Genomic DNA, 13344 nt, shown 5'->3' on the forward strand with positions numbered 1-13344 from the left:
CATGGCGCAATGCCGGTAATGTCAACCGGCGCGAGTCATGCATGGGCCAGAAAACGTCCGCGACCTCCCTGTTCCGTCAACCGCTCGGCGCCCGCGCCGTCACCGCCTTCCTGTCCGGCTCGGCCGCAACCGATGCCCTTTCGTCGCATGAGCCGACGGCCGCGCACGCCAGGCAGCACGACGACCCCGAGCCGTCCACCCATCGCTACCGCACGATCTGGCTGTCCGACATCCATCTCGGCTCGAGCGGCTGCCAGGCGCCGTACCTGCTCGACTTCCTGCGCCACAACGATTCGGAATACCTGTACCTCGTCGGCGACATCATCGACGGCTGGCAGCTGAAGAAGGGCTGGTACTGGCCGCAGGCGCACAACGACGTCGTGCAGAAGGTCCTGCGCAAGGCGCGCAAGGGCACGCAGGTGGTCTACATCCCGGGCAACCACGACGAAGGCGCGCGGCAGTTCTGCGACCTCGCGTTCGGCGACATCCAGGTGCGCGGCGAGGCATTTCACACGACGCTCGCGGGCAAGCGCCTGTGGATCGTCCACGGCGACCTGTTCGACGGCGTGATCCAGCACGCGAAATGGCTCGCGTATCTCGGCGACACGCTCTACACGCTGATCCTCGTGCTGAACCGCTGGTTCAACCGGATCCGCAGCCGGCTGGGCTTCCAGTACTGGTCGCTGTCGCAGTACCTGAAGCATCAGGTGAAGAACGCCGTGAACTTCATCTCGCAGTTCGAGACCGTGATGACCGACGAGGCGCGCCGCCGCGGCTGCGACGGCGTCGTGTGCGGGCACATCCACAAGGCGGAGATCCGCGACATCGACGGCGTGCTGTACTGCAACGACGGCGACTGGGTCGAGAGCCTGTCCGCGCTCGTCGAAACGATGGAAGGCGAGCTGAAGATCATCTACTGGACGGCGATGCGCGCCGCGCCGTCCGCAGCCCCGTCGCGCAAGGCCAAGGCCACCGCCTGACACAACTCCACTTACAGGACACATGCCGCGATGAAGATCATGATCGTCACCGACGCGTGGGAGCCGCAGGTCAACGGCGTCGTGCGCACGCTGAAGAGCACCTCCCGCGAACTCACCGCGCTCGGCCACCGGGTCGAAATGCTGACGCCGCTGGAATTCCGCACGGTGCCCTGCCCGACCTACCCCGAGATCCGCCTGTCGATCCTGCCGTACCGCAAGCTGCGCGCCCGGATCGATGCGTTCGCCCCCGATGCGCTGCACATCGCGACCGAAGGCCCGCTCGGCCTCGCCGCGCGACGCTATGCGCGCGCGCGCAAGCTGCCGTACACGACCGCGTATCACACGCGCTTTCCGGAATACGTGCAGGCGCGCTTCGGCATTCCGCTGTCGGCGACCTACAAGTTCCTGCACTGGTTCCACGGGCCGTCGCTCGCGGTGATGGCGCCGACCCCGGTCGTGAAGCAGGACCTCGAGAAGTTCGGCTTCACGAACGTCGTGCTGTGGACGCGCGGCGTCGACCTCGACATCTTCCGGCCGATGGAGTCGAAGGTGCTCAATACCGCGCGGCCGATCTTCCTGTACGTCGGCCGCGTCGCGATCGAGAAGAACGTCGAGGCGTTCCTGCGCCTCGACCTGCCCGGCTCGAAGTGGGTCGCGGGCGAAGGTCCCGCGCTCGCCGAACTGAAATCGCGCTATCCGGAAGCGAACTATCTCGGCGTCCTGTCGCAAGCCGAGCTCGCCAAGGTGTATGCTGCGGCCGACGTGTTCGTGTTCCCGAGTCGCACCGACACGTTCGGCCTCGTGCTGCTGGAGGCCCTCGCGTGTGGCACGCCGGTCGCCGCGTACCCGGTCACGGGCCCGATCGACGTGCTCGGCGGGGGCGATGCCGGCGCGATGCACGAAGACCTGCAGGAAGCCTGCCTCGAGGCGCTCAAGATCGAACGCGAGACTGCCCGCGCATGGGCCGAGCGCTTCTCGTGGCGCGCGGCGTCCGAGCAGTTTGCGTCGCATCTGAAACCGCTGCCGAAGACTGCGTACTCGCCCGCCGAAGGTGCCGCCGTTTGAAACGAGACCTGAACGACAAGACCCCGCCCCCTGCCGCGACGGCGCAACCGCATCGTCCGTTCGACGAAGAAGAGCCGCACGCCGACGCGGACGTGCACACGCACGAACCGCTCGGCCCCGACGATCGGCTCGCGCCGCTGCCGCCGAATCCGTACAAGCGCCACCGCGGCATCACGCGCGCGTGGTACGCGCTCAAGCATTCGCTGAACGGGTTTCGCGTCGCGATCCGCGAGGAGAGCGCGTTTCGCCAGGAGCTCACGCTCGCCGCGCTGATGCTGCCGATCGGTGCGTTCTCGCCGGTCCCCGCCGCATCGCGCGCGCTGCTGATCGCGTCGGTGCTGCTCGTGCTGATCGTCGAGCTGCTGAACTCGAGCGTCGAGGCCGCGATCGATCGCATCTCGCTCGAGCGCCACGAATTGTCGAAGCGCGCGAAGGATCTCGGCAGCGCGGCGGTCACGGTCGCGCTGTTCGCGTGCGTGACGACATGGGGCTTCGTGCTCGGCCCGGTGATCGCACGCTGGTTCGGCTTCTGACGGCACCTGCGGCACCGCCTGCGTGCGGCGCTGCACCATGCGCCGAACGCATCGCGATCACGAAATGCGCCCGTTGTAAGGAAAGCGCGGTTTATAATCGTCCGCCAGACTTAGAACAGCAACCCGCGCCGGACGAATCTCGCAGCATCGATTGCAGCGCCCGCCAGTCCGGCACACACAGGGCCGGACGACATGGAAGCGAAACCTCCCCGCCGCACCCGCGAACGGATTCTCGAGTTGTCGTTGAAACTCTTCAACGAGATCGGCGAGCCGAACGTCACGACCACGACGATCGCCGAGGAAATGGAAATCAGTCCAGGCAACCTGTACTACCATTTCCGCAACAAGGACGACATCATCAACAGCATCTTCGCGCAGTTCGAGCAGCAGATCGAACGGCGACTGCGCTTTCCCGAAGATCACCGTCCGACGATCGACGAAACCTGGTCGTACCTGCAGTACATGGCCGACTTCATGTGGACCTACCGGTTCCTGTATCGCGACCTCAACGACCTGCTCGCGCGCAACCGCACGCTCGAGACGCACTTCAAGCAGATCATCAGCCACAAGGTGCGCTTCGCGCACGACATGTGCGAGCTGCTCGTGTCCGACGCCGAAATGGTCGCGACGCCCGCCGAGATCGAAGTCATCGCCACCAACATGGCCGTGATCTCGACGTACTGGCTGTCGTATCAGTACGTGATGCACCCGCGCAAATACAACGACCAGGACGCAATCCGCGAAGAGCTGCACCAGGTGAGCATGCACGTGATCTCGATCATGGCTCCGTACCTGCGCGGCCGTTCGCGCCAGCTGTTCGACGATCTCGTCTCCGGCAAGCTGCCCAAGCGCCAGTTCACCGACTACCTGCCGCCGCGCGACGGTTCGCCGCGCCCCGCGGGCAGCCCGGTCGCCGCCAAGCCCGCCGCGAAGGATGCGAAACAATGAAGGCAGTCTGTGTTTACTGCGGCTCGTCGTCCGGCGTGCGGCCCGTCTATGCGGACGCCGCGCGCGCGTTCGGCCGCGCGCTCGTCGATGCGGGCCTCACGCTCGTCTACGGCGGCGGCCGCGTCGGCCTGATGGGCGTGATCGCCGATGAAGTGATGGCGGCCGGCGGCCATGCGGTCGGCGTGATTCCCGAGTTGCTGGTCGACAAGGAAGTCGGCCATACCGGGCTGTCCGAGCTGCACGTCGTGCCCGACATGCACCATCGCAAGAAAATGATGGCCGACCTCGCGGATGCGTTCGTCGCGATGCCCGGCGGCGCCGGCACGCTCGAGGAATTCTTCGAGGTCTATACGTGGGCGCAGCTCGGCTATCACCGCAAGCCCGTTGCGCTGTACAACATCGATTCGTTCTACGATCCGCTGATCGCGCTGCTGCGCCACACGGTCGACGAAGGCTTCATGCGCCCGACCTACTTCGACGCGCTGTGCCTCGACGCCGAACCGGTCGCGCTGATCGAACAGCTGCGCCGCTACCAGCCGCCCGTTCGCGACAAGTGGGCGCCGGACGCGGCCAAGTAACGTCTATCGGGAGCCGCACGCGATGCCCGCACCGTCGTCCGAGCGCAAGGCCGTCCTCATCACCGGCGCGAGCCGCGGCATCGGCCGCGCGACCGCCGTGCTCGCGGCCGAGCGCGGCTGGGACGTCGGCATCAACTACGCACGCGACGCGGCGGCAGCCGAACTGACCGCGCAAGCCGTTCGCGACGTCGGCGCACGCGCGTGCGTCGTCGCCGGCGACGTCGCGAACGAAGCGGACGTCATCGCGATGTTCGACACCGTCGCGGCGGCGTTCGGTCGCCTCGACGCGCTCGTCAACAATGCGGGGATCGTCGCGCCGTCGATGCCGCTCGCCGACATGCCGGTCGACCGGCTGCGGCGGATGTTCGATACCAATGTGCTCGGCGCCTACCTGTGCGCGCGCGAAGCTGCGCGCAGGCTGTCCACCGATCGCGGCGGGCGCGGCGGCGCGATCGTCAACGTGTCGTCGATCGCATCGCGGCTCGGTTCGCCGAACGAGTATGTCGACTATGCCGGCTCGAAGGGCGCGGTCGATTCGCTGACGATCGGCCTCGCGAAGGAACTCGGCCCGCACGGCGTGCGCGTCAACGCGGTGCGGCCCGGCCTGATCGAGACCGAAATCCATGCGAGCGGCGGCCAGCCGGGCCGCGCGGCACGCCTCGGCGCGCAGACGCCGCTCGGCCGCGCGGGCGAGGCGCAGGAGATCGCGGAAGCGATCGTCTGGCTGCTCGGCGATACGGCGTCATACACGACGGGCGCCCTGCTCGACGTCGGCGGCGGCCGGTAATCGCGCCCCAAAAGGGGGAAAAACGGACCGCTGAAGCGGTCCGTGGTCACGACACCACAAATCTCCACAATATCGTGACCATTTCAGTAAACATCCGTAACAGTTCCGTGCTCTACTAGCGCCAAGTCAAAAAACAGCCGGTCATCCGGCTGTCATCTCGCTTTGATGCGACCCTTATTGGGTCCGGCCCATGTCGCCGGACCGGCTTGACCCGACCGAGATCTTTTCCATGCCAGGAACCGCAGCGCCCGGCCGGCGACGCACGTCCGTGCCCGCTCCGGCCACGCACGCCCGATCAGCCACCGATCCCGACCTCAGCGCGACACTCCATGCCGCCGGTACCCCCGCCGTGGCCGGCACCGCCGCGGCGGACACCGCCCGCGATCGCGTCCTCCGGCTCGGCTGGCGCGTCTGGCTGCTGGTTGCCGCGCTGGTCTGCGCGTACACGCTGCCGGGCGTGCTCGGCCACGATCCATGGAAGCAGGACGAAACCTATACGTTCGGCATCATCCAGCACATGCTCGAGACGGGCGACTTCGTCGTACCGACCAACGCGGGCCAGCCGTTCATGGAAAAGCCGCCGCTGTACGCGTGGGTCGCGACGAGCCTCGCGTGGCTGTTGCAGCGGGTGATGCCGCTGCACGACGCGGCACGGCTCGCGAGCGCGCTGTTCGCGGCGCTCGCGTTCGGCTTCATCGCACGCGCGGCGCGCAGTGCCAGCCGGGCCGACAGCTGGCTCGACCTGCGCGTGATCGGCCCCGTCGTGCTGAGCGCGAGCACGCTCGTCGTCGTCAAGCACGTGCACGACATGATGACCGACGTCGCGCTGTTTGCGGGCACCGCGATGGGCTTCTGCGGCCTGCTCGAGCTCGTGACGCAGCACGTCGCGCGGGCGCGCCGGATGCGGCACGGGCTGCCGGTGCGGCCGTCCGGCCGCTGGGCCGCGCCGATCTTCGGCGCGGGCGTCGGCATCGCGCTGATGGCAAAGGGCCTGTTCGTGCCGCTCGTGTTCGCGGCCACGCTCACGGGCGCGCTGGTGCTCTACCCCGCGTGCCGTACGCGTGCGTTCGCGCGCTCGCTCGGGGTCGCCGCGCTGGTGTTCGCACCGTTCGCGCTCATCTGGCCGACCGCGCTGTTCCTGCGTTCCGAGACGCTGTTCATGACCTGGTTCTGGGACAACAACGTCGGCCGCTTCTTCGGTTTCTCGGTGCCGGAACTCGGCGCGGAAAACGACAAGCCGTTCTTCATCCTGCGTGCGTTCCTGCTGCTCGGCTTCCCGGTCGCGCCGCTCGCGATCGTCGCGCTGGCGCGCGGCGCATGGCGCGACTGGCGCACGCCCCGCATCGCGCTGCCCGTCCTGTTCGCCGGGGTTGGCCTCGCGGTGCTGCAAGTGTCCGCGACCTCGCGCCAGCTCTACATCCTGCCGTTCTTCGCGCCGCTCGCGCTGGTTGCCGCGCAGGCGATCGAGCGCCTGCCGCGCGGGCTGCATCTCGCGTGGGATTACCTGAGCCGCCTGCTGTTCGGCACCGTCGTCGCGCTCGCGTGGGGAATCTGGGCGGTGATGGCCGATCCGGGCGCATCGCGTGCGGACCTCGCGCCGCTCGGCCGATGGCTGCCGCTCGACTGGACGATGCCGATCGTGCCCGGGCTCGTGATCGGCGCGCTCGTGCTGACGGTCGGCTGGCTGTGGCTGCTGCCGAAGCTGCGCACGACCGGCCTGTGGCGCGGCGCGCTGTCGTGGGGCGCGGGCGCGCTGGTCGCGTGGGGTCTCGTGTATACGCTGTTGCTGCCGTGGCTCGACGTCGCGAAGAGTTACCGGTCGGTGTTCGACGACCTGAATGCGCATCTCGCGCTCGAATGGAGCGACGGCGACTGCATGGCGAGCCTGCACGGGCTCGGCGAATCGGAAGCGCCGATGCTGTACTACTTCTCCGGTATCCAGCACACGCCGATCGACGACGCGAAGACGACACGCTGCACGTGGATGATCGTCCAGGGCGTACGGGCAGTCGATCCGGCGCCGGGCAGCGAATGGAAGCTGTTCTGGACCGGCGCCCGCCCGGGCGACGACGAGGAACTGCTGCGCGTCTACGTGCGCACCCCCGAAGAGCACGAAACGCAGTGATGCAAGGCGGCGCCGCGAAACGGCGCCGTCGTCATTTCCGGAAGGCCGGCCAAGCGGCGCTCGAGCGCGCTTTCACGCGCGCCGCCCCACCACCCCGCACGTCAGAACGACGAGCCCGGCTCGCGCAGGAATGCCGTCTCCGCATCGGTCGACGTACGGCCGAGAATCGCGTTCCGGTGCGGAAAACGGCCGAAGCGCTCGACCACGGCCGCATGACGCAACGCGAAGTCGTGATAGCTCTCGCACCCGGCCTCGCCGCGAATGCCCGCACACAGTCGCACGGCCTCGCGCTGACTCTCGTCCGACTCGTCATGTTCGAACGGCAGGTACGCAAACGCGCGGTGATGGCCGCTCGGCAATCGCGCGTCCCACCCGGCCGCGACGACGCGCCGCGCGAGCGCCAGCGCCTTCGGATCGGCGGCGAACGCACGCGGCGTGCCGCGATGAATGTTGCGCGAAAACTGGTCGAGCACCACGATCAGCGCGAGCGCACCGAGCGGCGTGTCGGCCCAGCGATCGTGGGCGCCGTCGCACGCGGCGTCGAGCAACGCGCCATAGCGCGTCCGCAGCACGTCGTCGAACGCCGCACCGCCGTTGAACCACACCTTGCGCGCGTGGCCGAACTCGACCGAACCCGGCTCGCCGAACCAGAAATCGAGAATCTCGCGCGCTTGCGGATCGAGCGCCGCGGCACTGTCCGTCAGGTTGTCGATCGTCATGCAAACTCCAGTACGAGGCGCCGAGTCCGCGCGCTCTTCTTTTCAAGTTTGGCGACCCGCAGGTCGCCGATTTCCGACGTATTGCGCACATGCGTGCCGCCGCACGGCTGCAGATCGACGCCTTCGATGCGCAGCAGCCGCACGCGGCCCAGCCCCATCGGCGGCTTCACGCTCATCGTGCGCACGAGGTCGGGCCGCTCGGCCATCTCGGCGTCGGTGATCCATTCGGTCGTGACCGCATGCGCGCCGTGGACCAGCGCCGCGAGACGGCGCTCGACGTCGACGCGATCGATCGCGTCCGACGTCGCGAAATCGAGCCGTACGTAGTCGGCTGTCACGCTGCAGCCGTCGACCGGATACGGCAACACCGCGCACATCAGGTGCGCGGCCGTATGCAGCCGCATGTGCCGGTAGCGGCGCAGCCAGTCGATGTCCGCGATCACGCGCGCGCCGGGTGCGAGCGCCGCGACGCGCGCTTCCTGGCCCGTCGCGGGCACGTGCACGGCGTCGTCGGGCGTTGCGCCGTCGAACTTCGCCTTGCGCGTGTCGGCGATCGTGATCGCGCTGCCGTCAGGCAGCGTCAGCGTGCCGCTGTCGCCGGCCTGCCCGCCGCCAAGCGGATAGAACACGGTGCGGTCGAGCCGGATGCCGTCATCGCCAATGGCCGCGACGACGGCCTCGCATTGCGTCAGATAGGCATCTTCACGAAACAGTGCGTGGGTCGTCATCGGGCGAGCCTCGTATCGTTGGGGAAGCGGACAGTGTCGCGCCGCGCCGGCCAGGCGCCCAGACGCAGATCGTCCGGCGTACGGACAGCGGCGTACCGGTCGATCAACCGGGCCGGTTGCGCATCCAGTCGGCCGTGTCGTAGAACGAATGCATGAGCCGTTCACGCAGCGGCTCGGCCAACCCGATGTCCTCCATCGCCCACGCCATGCAGCGCAGCCACTGATCGCGCTCGACCGACGCGATCGGGAACGGCAGGTGCCGCGCGCGCAGCCGCGGGTGGCCGAACCGGCTGATGTAGTGATCCGGGCCGCCGAGCCAGCCGCACAGGAACCAGAACAGCTTGTCGCGCGAGCCGTCGAGCGACGCCGGATGCAGCGCGCGAATCTCCGCGAACTCGGGCTCGAGGTCCATCAGGTCGTAAAAGCGATCCACCATTTCACGCACGCGGGCTTCGCCGCCCACGAGCTCGAACGCCGTCGGTTGCGACGGCGCCTCATCATTCACATCGGTCATACGGATAATCGGAAACGGGATAGTCGGGGCCGCCGGCGACGCTCAGGCGTCGCGCAGCGACTGCAGCGCCGGGCGCCGCAACACATTATGCAGGCTCAGCCAGCCGGCCGCACCGGCACACGCGACGCCGGCCGCGATGCCGGCCGGCACGAGCCACGGATCGACGGCGAGCTGGAAGTCGAACACGCGCGACGCGAGCACCCAGCCGACCGCGATCGCACCGGCCGACGCCAGCGCGCCGGCCAGCGCACCGACGACGATGAATTCCGCGCGCTGCACCGCATTGATTTGCGCGCGCGACGCGCCGAGCGCGCGCAGCAGCGCGGCCTCGCGCACGCGCTCGTCGCGCGAGCCGGCGAGCGCCGTGTACAGCACGAGCACGCCCGCCGCGAGCGTGAACGCAAACAGGAACTGCACCGCGCCGACCACCTGCAGCATCATCCGCTGCAACTGGGCGAGGATCGGCGCAACGTCGATCGCGGTCAGGTTCGGGTAGCGCGCGATCAGCGGATCGAGCAGCGCCGCCTGCGAGGCCGGCAGGTGAAAACTCGTCACGTAGACGGCCGGAAAATCCTTCAGCACGGGCGGCGGCATCAGCACGAAAAAGTTGACGCGGAACGAGCCCCAGTCGAGCTTGCGCACGCTGGTGATCGGCGCATCGACCGTCAGCCCCGTCACGTCGAAGCGCAGCGTGTCGCCCGGCTTCACGTTCAGCGTCTTCGCGAGCCCGGCCTCGATCGAGATCTGCGGGCTGGCCGAACGGCCGAACCAGTCGCCTTCGACGATCCGGTTGTCGGACGGCAGCTCGGTCGTATACGACAGGTTGAACTCGCGGTCGACGAGCCGGCGCGCCTCGTCCGACGGATACGCGTCCGGGTTCACCGGCTTGCCGTTGATCGCGACGAGCCGGCCACGCACCATCGGCGCGGGCACCGCGTCGCGTACGCCGTGCGCGGCGAGCCATGCCGCGACGTCGTCGCGCTGGTCGGGCTGGATGTCGATCAGGAACTGGTTCGGCGCATCGGGCGGCGTCGACTGCCGCCAGCCGGCGACGAGGTCGTTGCGCGTGATCGCGATCAGCAGCAGGCACATCAGGCCCAGCGCGAGCGCGGTGATCTGCAGCGCGCTGGCCGTGCCGCGCCGGTGCAGCGACGCGAGCGCGTAGCGCCAGCCGACGCCTGCGGCCACGCGCGCATCGCGCACCGCGCGCGCCGCCGCATACAGCGCGAGCCGTGCGATCAGCGAGAAACCGACCAGGGCGCCCGCGAACCCGCCCGCGACGATCAGCCCGAGCTTCAGATTGCCTGCCGCGACGATCAACAGCCCCGCGAACAGCACGACGCCGAGCGCATACAAGGCCCAGGCCGTGCGCGACGCGTCGCCCCAGTCGCGCCGCAGCACGCGCACCGGCGGCACGCGGGTGAGCGGCGCGAGCGGCGGCAGCGCGAAGCCGAGCAGCAGCACGAGCGCGGCGCCGATCCCGACGAGCGCGGGCCAAGGCGTGGGCGGCGGGAGCACCACGTCGATCAGGCTGCCGAGCGCCGCGAGAAGCGCCCAGTGGCCGCCGTAGCCGAGCACCGCGCCGGCGACGCCCGAGACGATGCCGATGCCGGCGAATTCGAGCGTGAACAGCGCGCCGAGCGTGCGGCGGCTCACGCCGAGGCAGCGCATCGTCGCGCAGCCATCCAGATGGCGCCGCATGTAGCGCTGCGCGGCCATCGCGATCGCGACCGCCGCGAGCAGCGCGGTCAGGAGCGCGACGAGCGTCAGGAAATGGCGCGCGCGATCGAGCGTCTGGCGCACCTGCGGCTGGCCTTCCTGCAACGATTCGAGACCGACGCCGCGCAGCTTGCCGCCGTCGACGCGCCCGTGCGCGTAAGCCTCGAAGCGCGCGACGGCCGGTGTGTCGCCGGCCACGAGCAGCCGGTACGTGACGCGGCTGCCGTAACCGGTGAGCCCCGTCGCGGCGAGCTCGTCCGCGCGCATCATCAGCCGCGGCGAGAAATTGACGAACGAGAAACCGCGATCGAGTTCGCGGGAGATCGACGCGGCGACCGTGAACGTGCGCAGCCCGACGCGCACGGTGTCCCCCGCCTTCAGATGCAATGCGTCGAGCAGCGCGGGATCGGCCCACACGGTACCGGGCGCGGGGATCGCGGTCGCCTTGTGCGCGGCGCTCTCGCCGGCCGGCACGATCTCGACCGCGCCGCGCAGCGGATACCCGGGCGATACGGCCTTCACGGCCGCGAGGCGCGCGGGCGCCGCATCGCTCGCCTGCCCGCCGGCGGCCGATGCGATCATGCTCGGGAAGATCGCGGTCGTCGCGGTGCGCAGCCCGAGCGCGCGCGCCTCGCGGTCGAACGACGGATCGACGGGATGGTCGGCGCGCACGACGAAATCAGCGCCGAGCATCTGGCGCGCATCGCGCTCGAGCCCCTGGCGCAGCCGGTCGGCGAGGAAGCCGACGCTCGTCAGCGCGGCGACCGCGAGCACCAGCGCCAGCACGAGCAGCGTCAGTTCGCCGGCGCGCCAGTCGCGCGCAGTCATCCGCGCGGCCTGGCGGATCAGGTCGTGCCAGCCGAAGAGGCCGGCATGGCCGGGCCGCCCGGCCGGCGACGGGTCAGCGTGCTGCCGCTCGACGGGGGACGGCGCCTTCAATCGCGCTTGCCCCCGATCGAGTTGAGCCGCGACACCATGTGGTTCGCCATCCCGCGAAAGCCGCCCGACACGCCGCGCCACAGGCGCGGCAGCGCCCAGGCCGACGCCGCGATGAACGCCGCGAGCAGGACGAGGAACGCGAGCGGAACGAAGAATGCGAGTGCGAGGCCGCCGAACACGAGGCCGTCCTCGGTGGACGACGCGACCCAGTTCGAGATCGGCTCGGGAGACAGGTTGATCAGCGCGCGCGTGCCGGCCTTCGCGACGTGGGCGGCACCGGCGAGCGAACCGCCGGCCAGCCCGGCGACCGCGAGCACGGTCGGGTCGGCATGGCCGAGCGCACCGGCGGCCAGCACCGCGCCGGCCGGAATGCGGATGAAGGTGTGCACCGCGTCCCACAGCGAATCGAACGCGGGAATCTTGTCGGCAAGGAATTCGGTGACGGCGAGCACGGCGGCGGCGCCGATGACCCACGGCGACGTCAGGACCGCGAGCGTGTCCGGCAGATGGAGCCAGCCGACCCGCGCGAGCACGCCGGCGATCAGCACCGTCAGGTAAAGGCGCAGCCCGCTCGCCCACGCGAGCCCCGCGCCGAGCGAAATGGCTTCGATCATGGCCCTCTCCTTGCACTTTTCCGTGCGCTTTGCCGATTGATCGGATCGAGCCGGTACGACCGGCCGCGCGGCGCGTGGCGACCGGCGCCGCTGCCGAGCGCGGCGCGGCGACATTCAGGCCCGAATGCGTTCCATTATAGACAGGCTGGCACGAGGGCCGGCGCAATTCCGCAGTGCGTCACGGCCGGGCACCGGCGCCGGCCGGCGCCCGGCGCGGCGGCGTCAGGCGGCCGACGACAGCTTCAGGCCGACCAGCCCGAGCACGATCAGCGACGCGCTCGCGACGCGGGCGGCGGTGAGCGCCTCGCCCATCATCACGATCCCGAACACGAACGCGCCGACCGCGCCGATGCCCGTCCACACCGCATACGCGGTGCCGAGCGGCAACTGGCGCATCGCGACCGCGAGCAGCCCGAAGCTGGCAAGCGCCGTCACGATCGTAAACACCGAGGGTCCGAGCTTCGTGAAACCCTCGGACGATTTCATGCCGGCCGCCCACGCCACTTCCAGCAAACCGGCAATCAACAACAATACCCACGCCATCTCGACGTACTCCGGATCGGATGGGGCCGTCCCCGTTGAAGCGAATGACCCGGGGTCGTCCCCGGGCGGCGCCGAGTATAACAAGAGGCTTACGGGCATGCCGGATGCACCGGCGCCGGGCGCGAACGGAGATCGGGCCGACGCCTGGCGCGGCCACGCCCGCCCTGCCGCGTCCGGCCTCAGTTCGACACGCGCTTGGCGCCGCCACCGCCGATGCAGCGGTCGTCGCGGTACAACGCCCATTCGTCGCACACGCGGCCGTCCTTGAACACGCACATGCCGACCTGCCCGCTCGGCAGGTTGCGGATCACGTGGCGGCCGCCGAGCTTTTCGCAATTGACCGACGCGGGATTGGCGAGCGCCTGCTGCGGTGCCGAAGGCTGCTGCCCGGGCGGCAGCGGCTGCGCGAACGCGCCGGGCGCGGCAAGCGCCAGCGCACTGATGACGACGAGACGGACGGACATGGCACGCTCCTCGGTTTCGTTCGCGGAACGGTCAGCATAGCGGGGAATCCGTGGCCGGTGTGCACGGCCGGCGCATGCGGCGGCAATG

The 13344-nt window shown here is 69.4% G+C and carries 14 protein-coding genes; 7 read left to right on the forward strand and 7 right to left on the reverse strand.

What is annotated here, in order from left to right; genetic code table 11:
- Positions 1–41: 41 nt before the first annotated feature.
- The 7 genes from WS46_RS04190 to WS46_RS04220 all read left to right on the forward strand — a co-directional run bounded on the left by WS46_RS04190 (position 42) and on the right by WS46_RS04220 (position 7016).
- Positions 42–980 (forward strand): UDP-2,3-diacylglucosamine diphosphatase, encoded by a 939-nt coding sequence (locus tag WS46_RS04190; protein ID WP_059533236.1) that lies wholly within the window; start codon positions 42–44, stop codon positions 978–980.
- A 30-nt stretch (positions 981–1010) separates the two neighbouring features.
- The gene (locus WS46_RS04195) at positions 1011–2045 is read left to right on the forward strand and encodes a glycosyltransferase family 1 protein (protein WP_059533238.1); all 1035 of its coding nucleotides are present in this window, start codon (positions 1011–1013) and stop codon (positions 2043–2045) included.
- Entirely contained in the window at positions 2042–2578 is a 537-nt protein-coding gene (locus tag WS46_RS04200) for a diacylglycerol kinase (RefSeq protein WP_059689389.1), read from the forward strand. Before WS46_RS04195 ends, WS46_RS04200 begins: the two co-directional genes overlap by 4 nt.
- Before the next feature lie 192 nt (positions 2579–2770).
- Positions 2771–3526 carry a TetR/AcrR family transcriptional regulator gene (locus WS46_RS04205; protein WP_059533242.1) on the forward strand — a complete coding sequence of 252 codons (756 nt, stop codon included), beginning with the start codon at positions 2771–2773 and terminating at the stop codon, positions 3524–3526.
- Entirely contained in the window at positions 3523–4104 is a 582-nt protein-coding gene (locus WS46_RS04210) for a TIGR00730 family Rossman fold protein (protein ID WP_059533245.1), read from the forward strand. The genes WS46_RS04205 and WS46_RS04210 overlap by 4 nt, the downstream gene beginning before the upstream one ends.
- Positions 4105–4126: 22 nt before the next feature.
- Positions 4127–4891, forward strand: a complete 765-nt coding sequence (locus WS46_RS04215) for an SDR family oxidoreductase (protein WP_059689390.1) — start codon at positions 4127–4129, stop codon at positions 4889–4891.
- Positions 4892–5120: 229 nt separating this feature from the next.
- Positions 5121–7016 (forward strand): glycosyltransferase family 39 protein, encoded by a 1896-nt coding sequence (locus WS46_RS04220; protein ID WP_059689446.1) that lies wholly within the window; start codon positions 5121–5123, stop codon positions 7014–7016.
- Positions 7017–7117: 101 nt separating this feature from the next.
- Here WS46_RS04220 and WS46_RS04225 read toward each other — a convergent pair whose 3' ends face one another.
- The 7 genes from WS46_RS04225 to WS46_RS04255 form a co-directional block, all read right to left on the reverse strand.
- A complete protein-coding gene (locus tag WS46_RS04225) occupies positions 7118–7735 on the reverse strand; it encodes a DUF924 family protein (RefSeq protein WP_059533249.1) in 618 nt (205 codons plus the stop codon).
- Positions 7732–8463: an alanyl-tRNA editing protein gene (locus WS46_RS04230; RefSeq protein ID WP_059689391.1), complete on the reverse strand. Its 732-nt coding sequence runs from the start codon at positions 8461–8463 to the stop codon at positions 7732–7734. The genes WS46_RS04225 and WS46_RS04230 overlap by 4 nt, the downstream gene beginning before the upstream one ends.
- Positions 8464–8566: 103 nt before the next feature.
- Positions 8567–8977 (reverse strand): group II truncated hemoglobin, encoded by a 411-nt coding sequence (locus tag WS46_RS04235; RefSeq protein ID WP_059533253.1) that lies wholly within the window; start codon positions 8975–8977, stop codon positions 8567–8569.
- A gap of 42 nt (positions 8978–9019) precedes the next feature.
- A complete protein-coding gene (locus WS46_RS04240) occupies positions 9020–11524 on the reverse strand; it encodes an ABC transporter permease (protein WP_082725259.1) in 2505 nt (834 codons plus the stop codon).
- A 107-nt stretch (positions 11525–11631) separates the two neighbouring features.
- Positions 11632–12249 carry a DUF4126 domain-containing protein gene (locus tag WS46_RS04245; protein WP_040144699.1) on the reverse strand — a complete coding sequence of 206 codons (618 nt, stop codon included), beginning with the start codon at positions 12247–12249 and terminating at the stop codon, positions 11632–11634.
- Positions 12250–12471: 222 nt separating this feature from the next.
- Entirely contained in the window at positions 12472–12792 is a 321-nt protein-coding gene (sugE, locus tag WS46_RS04250) for a quaternary ammonium compound efflux SMR transporter SugE (RefSeq protein ID WP_059533257.1), read from the reverse strand.
- A gap of 179 nt (positions 12793–12971) precedes the next feature.
- Positions 12972–13256 carry a DUF333 domain-containing protein gene (locus tag WS46_RS04255; protein ID WP_059689393.1) on the reverse strand — a complete coding sequence of 95 codons (285 nt, stop codon included), beginning with the start codon at positions 13254–13256 and terminating at the stop codon, positions 12972–12974.
- Positions 13257–13344: the final 88 nt, after the last annotated feature.

Source organism: Burkholderia sp. RF4-BP95, from assembly GCF_001521985.1.
Taxonomy (GTDB): Bacteria; Pseudomonadota; Gammaproteobacteria; order Burkholderiales; family Burkholderiaceae; genus Burkholderia; species Burkholderia diffusa.

What these genes read in the sequence shown, in the direction of transcription:
- WS46_RS04190 (WP_059533236.1), top strand. Translation starts at nt 42, where the DNA reads ATGGGCCAGAAAACGTCCGCGACCTCCCTGTTCCGTCAACCGCTCGGC.
- WS46_RS04195 (WP_059533238.1), top strand. Translation starts at nt 1,011, where the DNA reads ATGAAGATCATGATCGTCACCGACGCGTGGGAGCCGCAGGTCAACGGC.
- WS46_RS04205 (WP_059533242.1), top strand. Translation starts at nt 2,771, where the DNA reads ATGGAAGCGAAACCTCCCCGCCGCACCCGCGAACGGATTCTCGAGTTG.
- WS46_RS04210 (WP_059533245.1), top strand. Translation starts at nt 3,523, where the DNA reads ATGAAGGCAGTCTGTGTTTACTGCGGCTCGTCGTCCGGCGTGCGGCCC.
- WS46_RS04215 (WP_059689390.1), top strand. Translation starts at nt 4,127, where the DNA reads ATGCCCGCACCGTCGTCCGAGCGCAAGGCCGTCCTCATCACCGGCGCG.
- WS46_RS04220 (WP_059689446.1), top strand. Translation starts at nt 5,121, where the DNA reads ATGCCAGGAACCGCAGCGCCCGGCCGGCGACGCACGTCCGTGCCCGCT.
- WS46_RS04225 (WP_059533249.1), bottom strand. Translation starts at nt 7,735, where the DNA reads ATGACGATCGACAACCTGACGGACAGTGCCGCGGCGCTCGATCCGCAA.
- WS46_RS04230 (WP_059689391.1), bottom strand. Translation starts at nt 8,463, where the DNA reads ATGACGACCCACGCACTGTTTCGTGAAGATGCCTATCTGACGCAATGC.
- WS46_RS04235 (WP_059533253.1), bottom strand. Translation starts at nt 8,977, where the DNA reads ATGACCGATGTGAATGATGAGGCGCCGTCGCAACCGACGGCGTTCGAG.
- WS46_RS04240 (WP_082725259.1), bottom strand. Translation starts at nt 11,524, where the DNA reads ATGACTGCGCGCGACTGGCGCGCCGGCGAACTGACGCTGCTCGTGCTG.
- WS46_RS04245 (WP_040144699.1), bottom strand. Translation starts at nt 12,249, where the DNA reads ATGATCGAAGCCATTTCGCTCGGCGCGGGGCTCGCGTGGGCGAGCGGG.
- sugE (WP_059533257.1), bottom strand. Translation starts at nt 12,792, where the DNA reads ATGGCGTGGGTATTGTTGTTGATTGCCGGTTTGCTGGAAGTGGCGTGG.
- WS46_RS04255 (WP_059689393.1), bottom strand. Translation starts at nt 13,256, where the DNA reads ATGTCCGTCCGTCTCGTCGTCATCAGTGCGCTGGCGCTTGCCGCGCCC.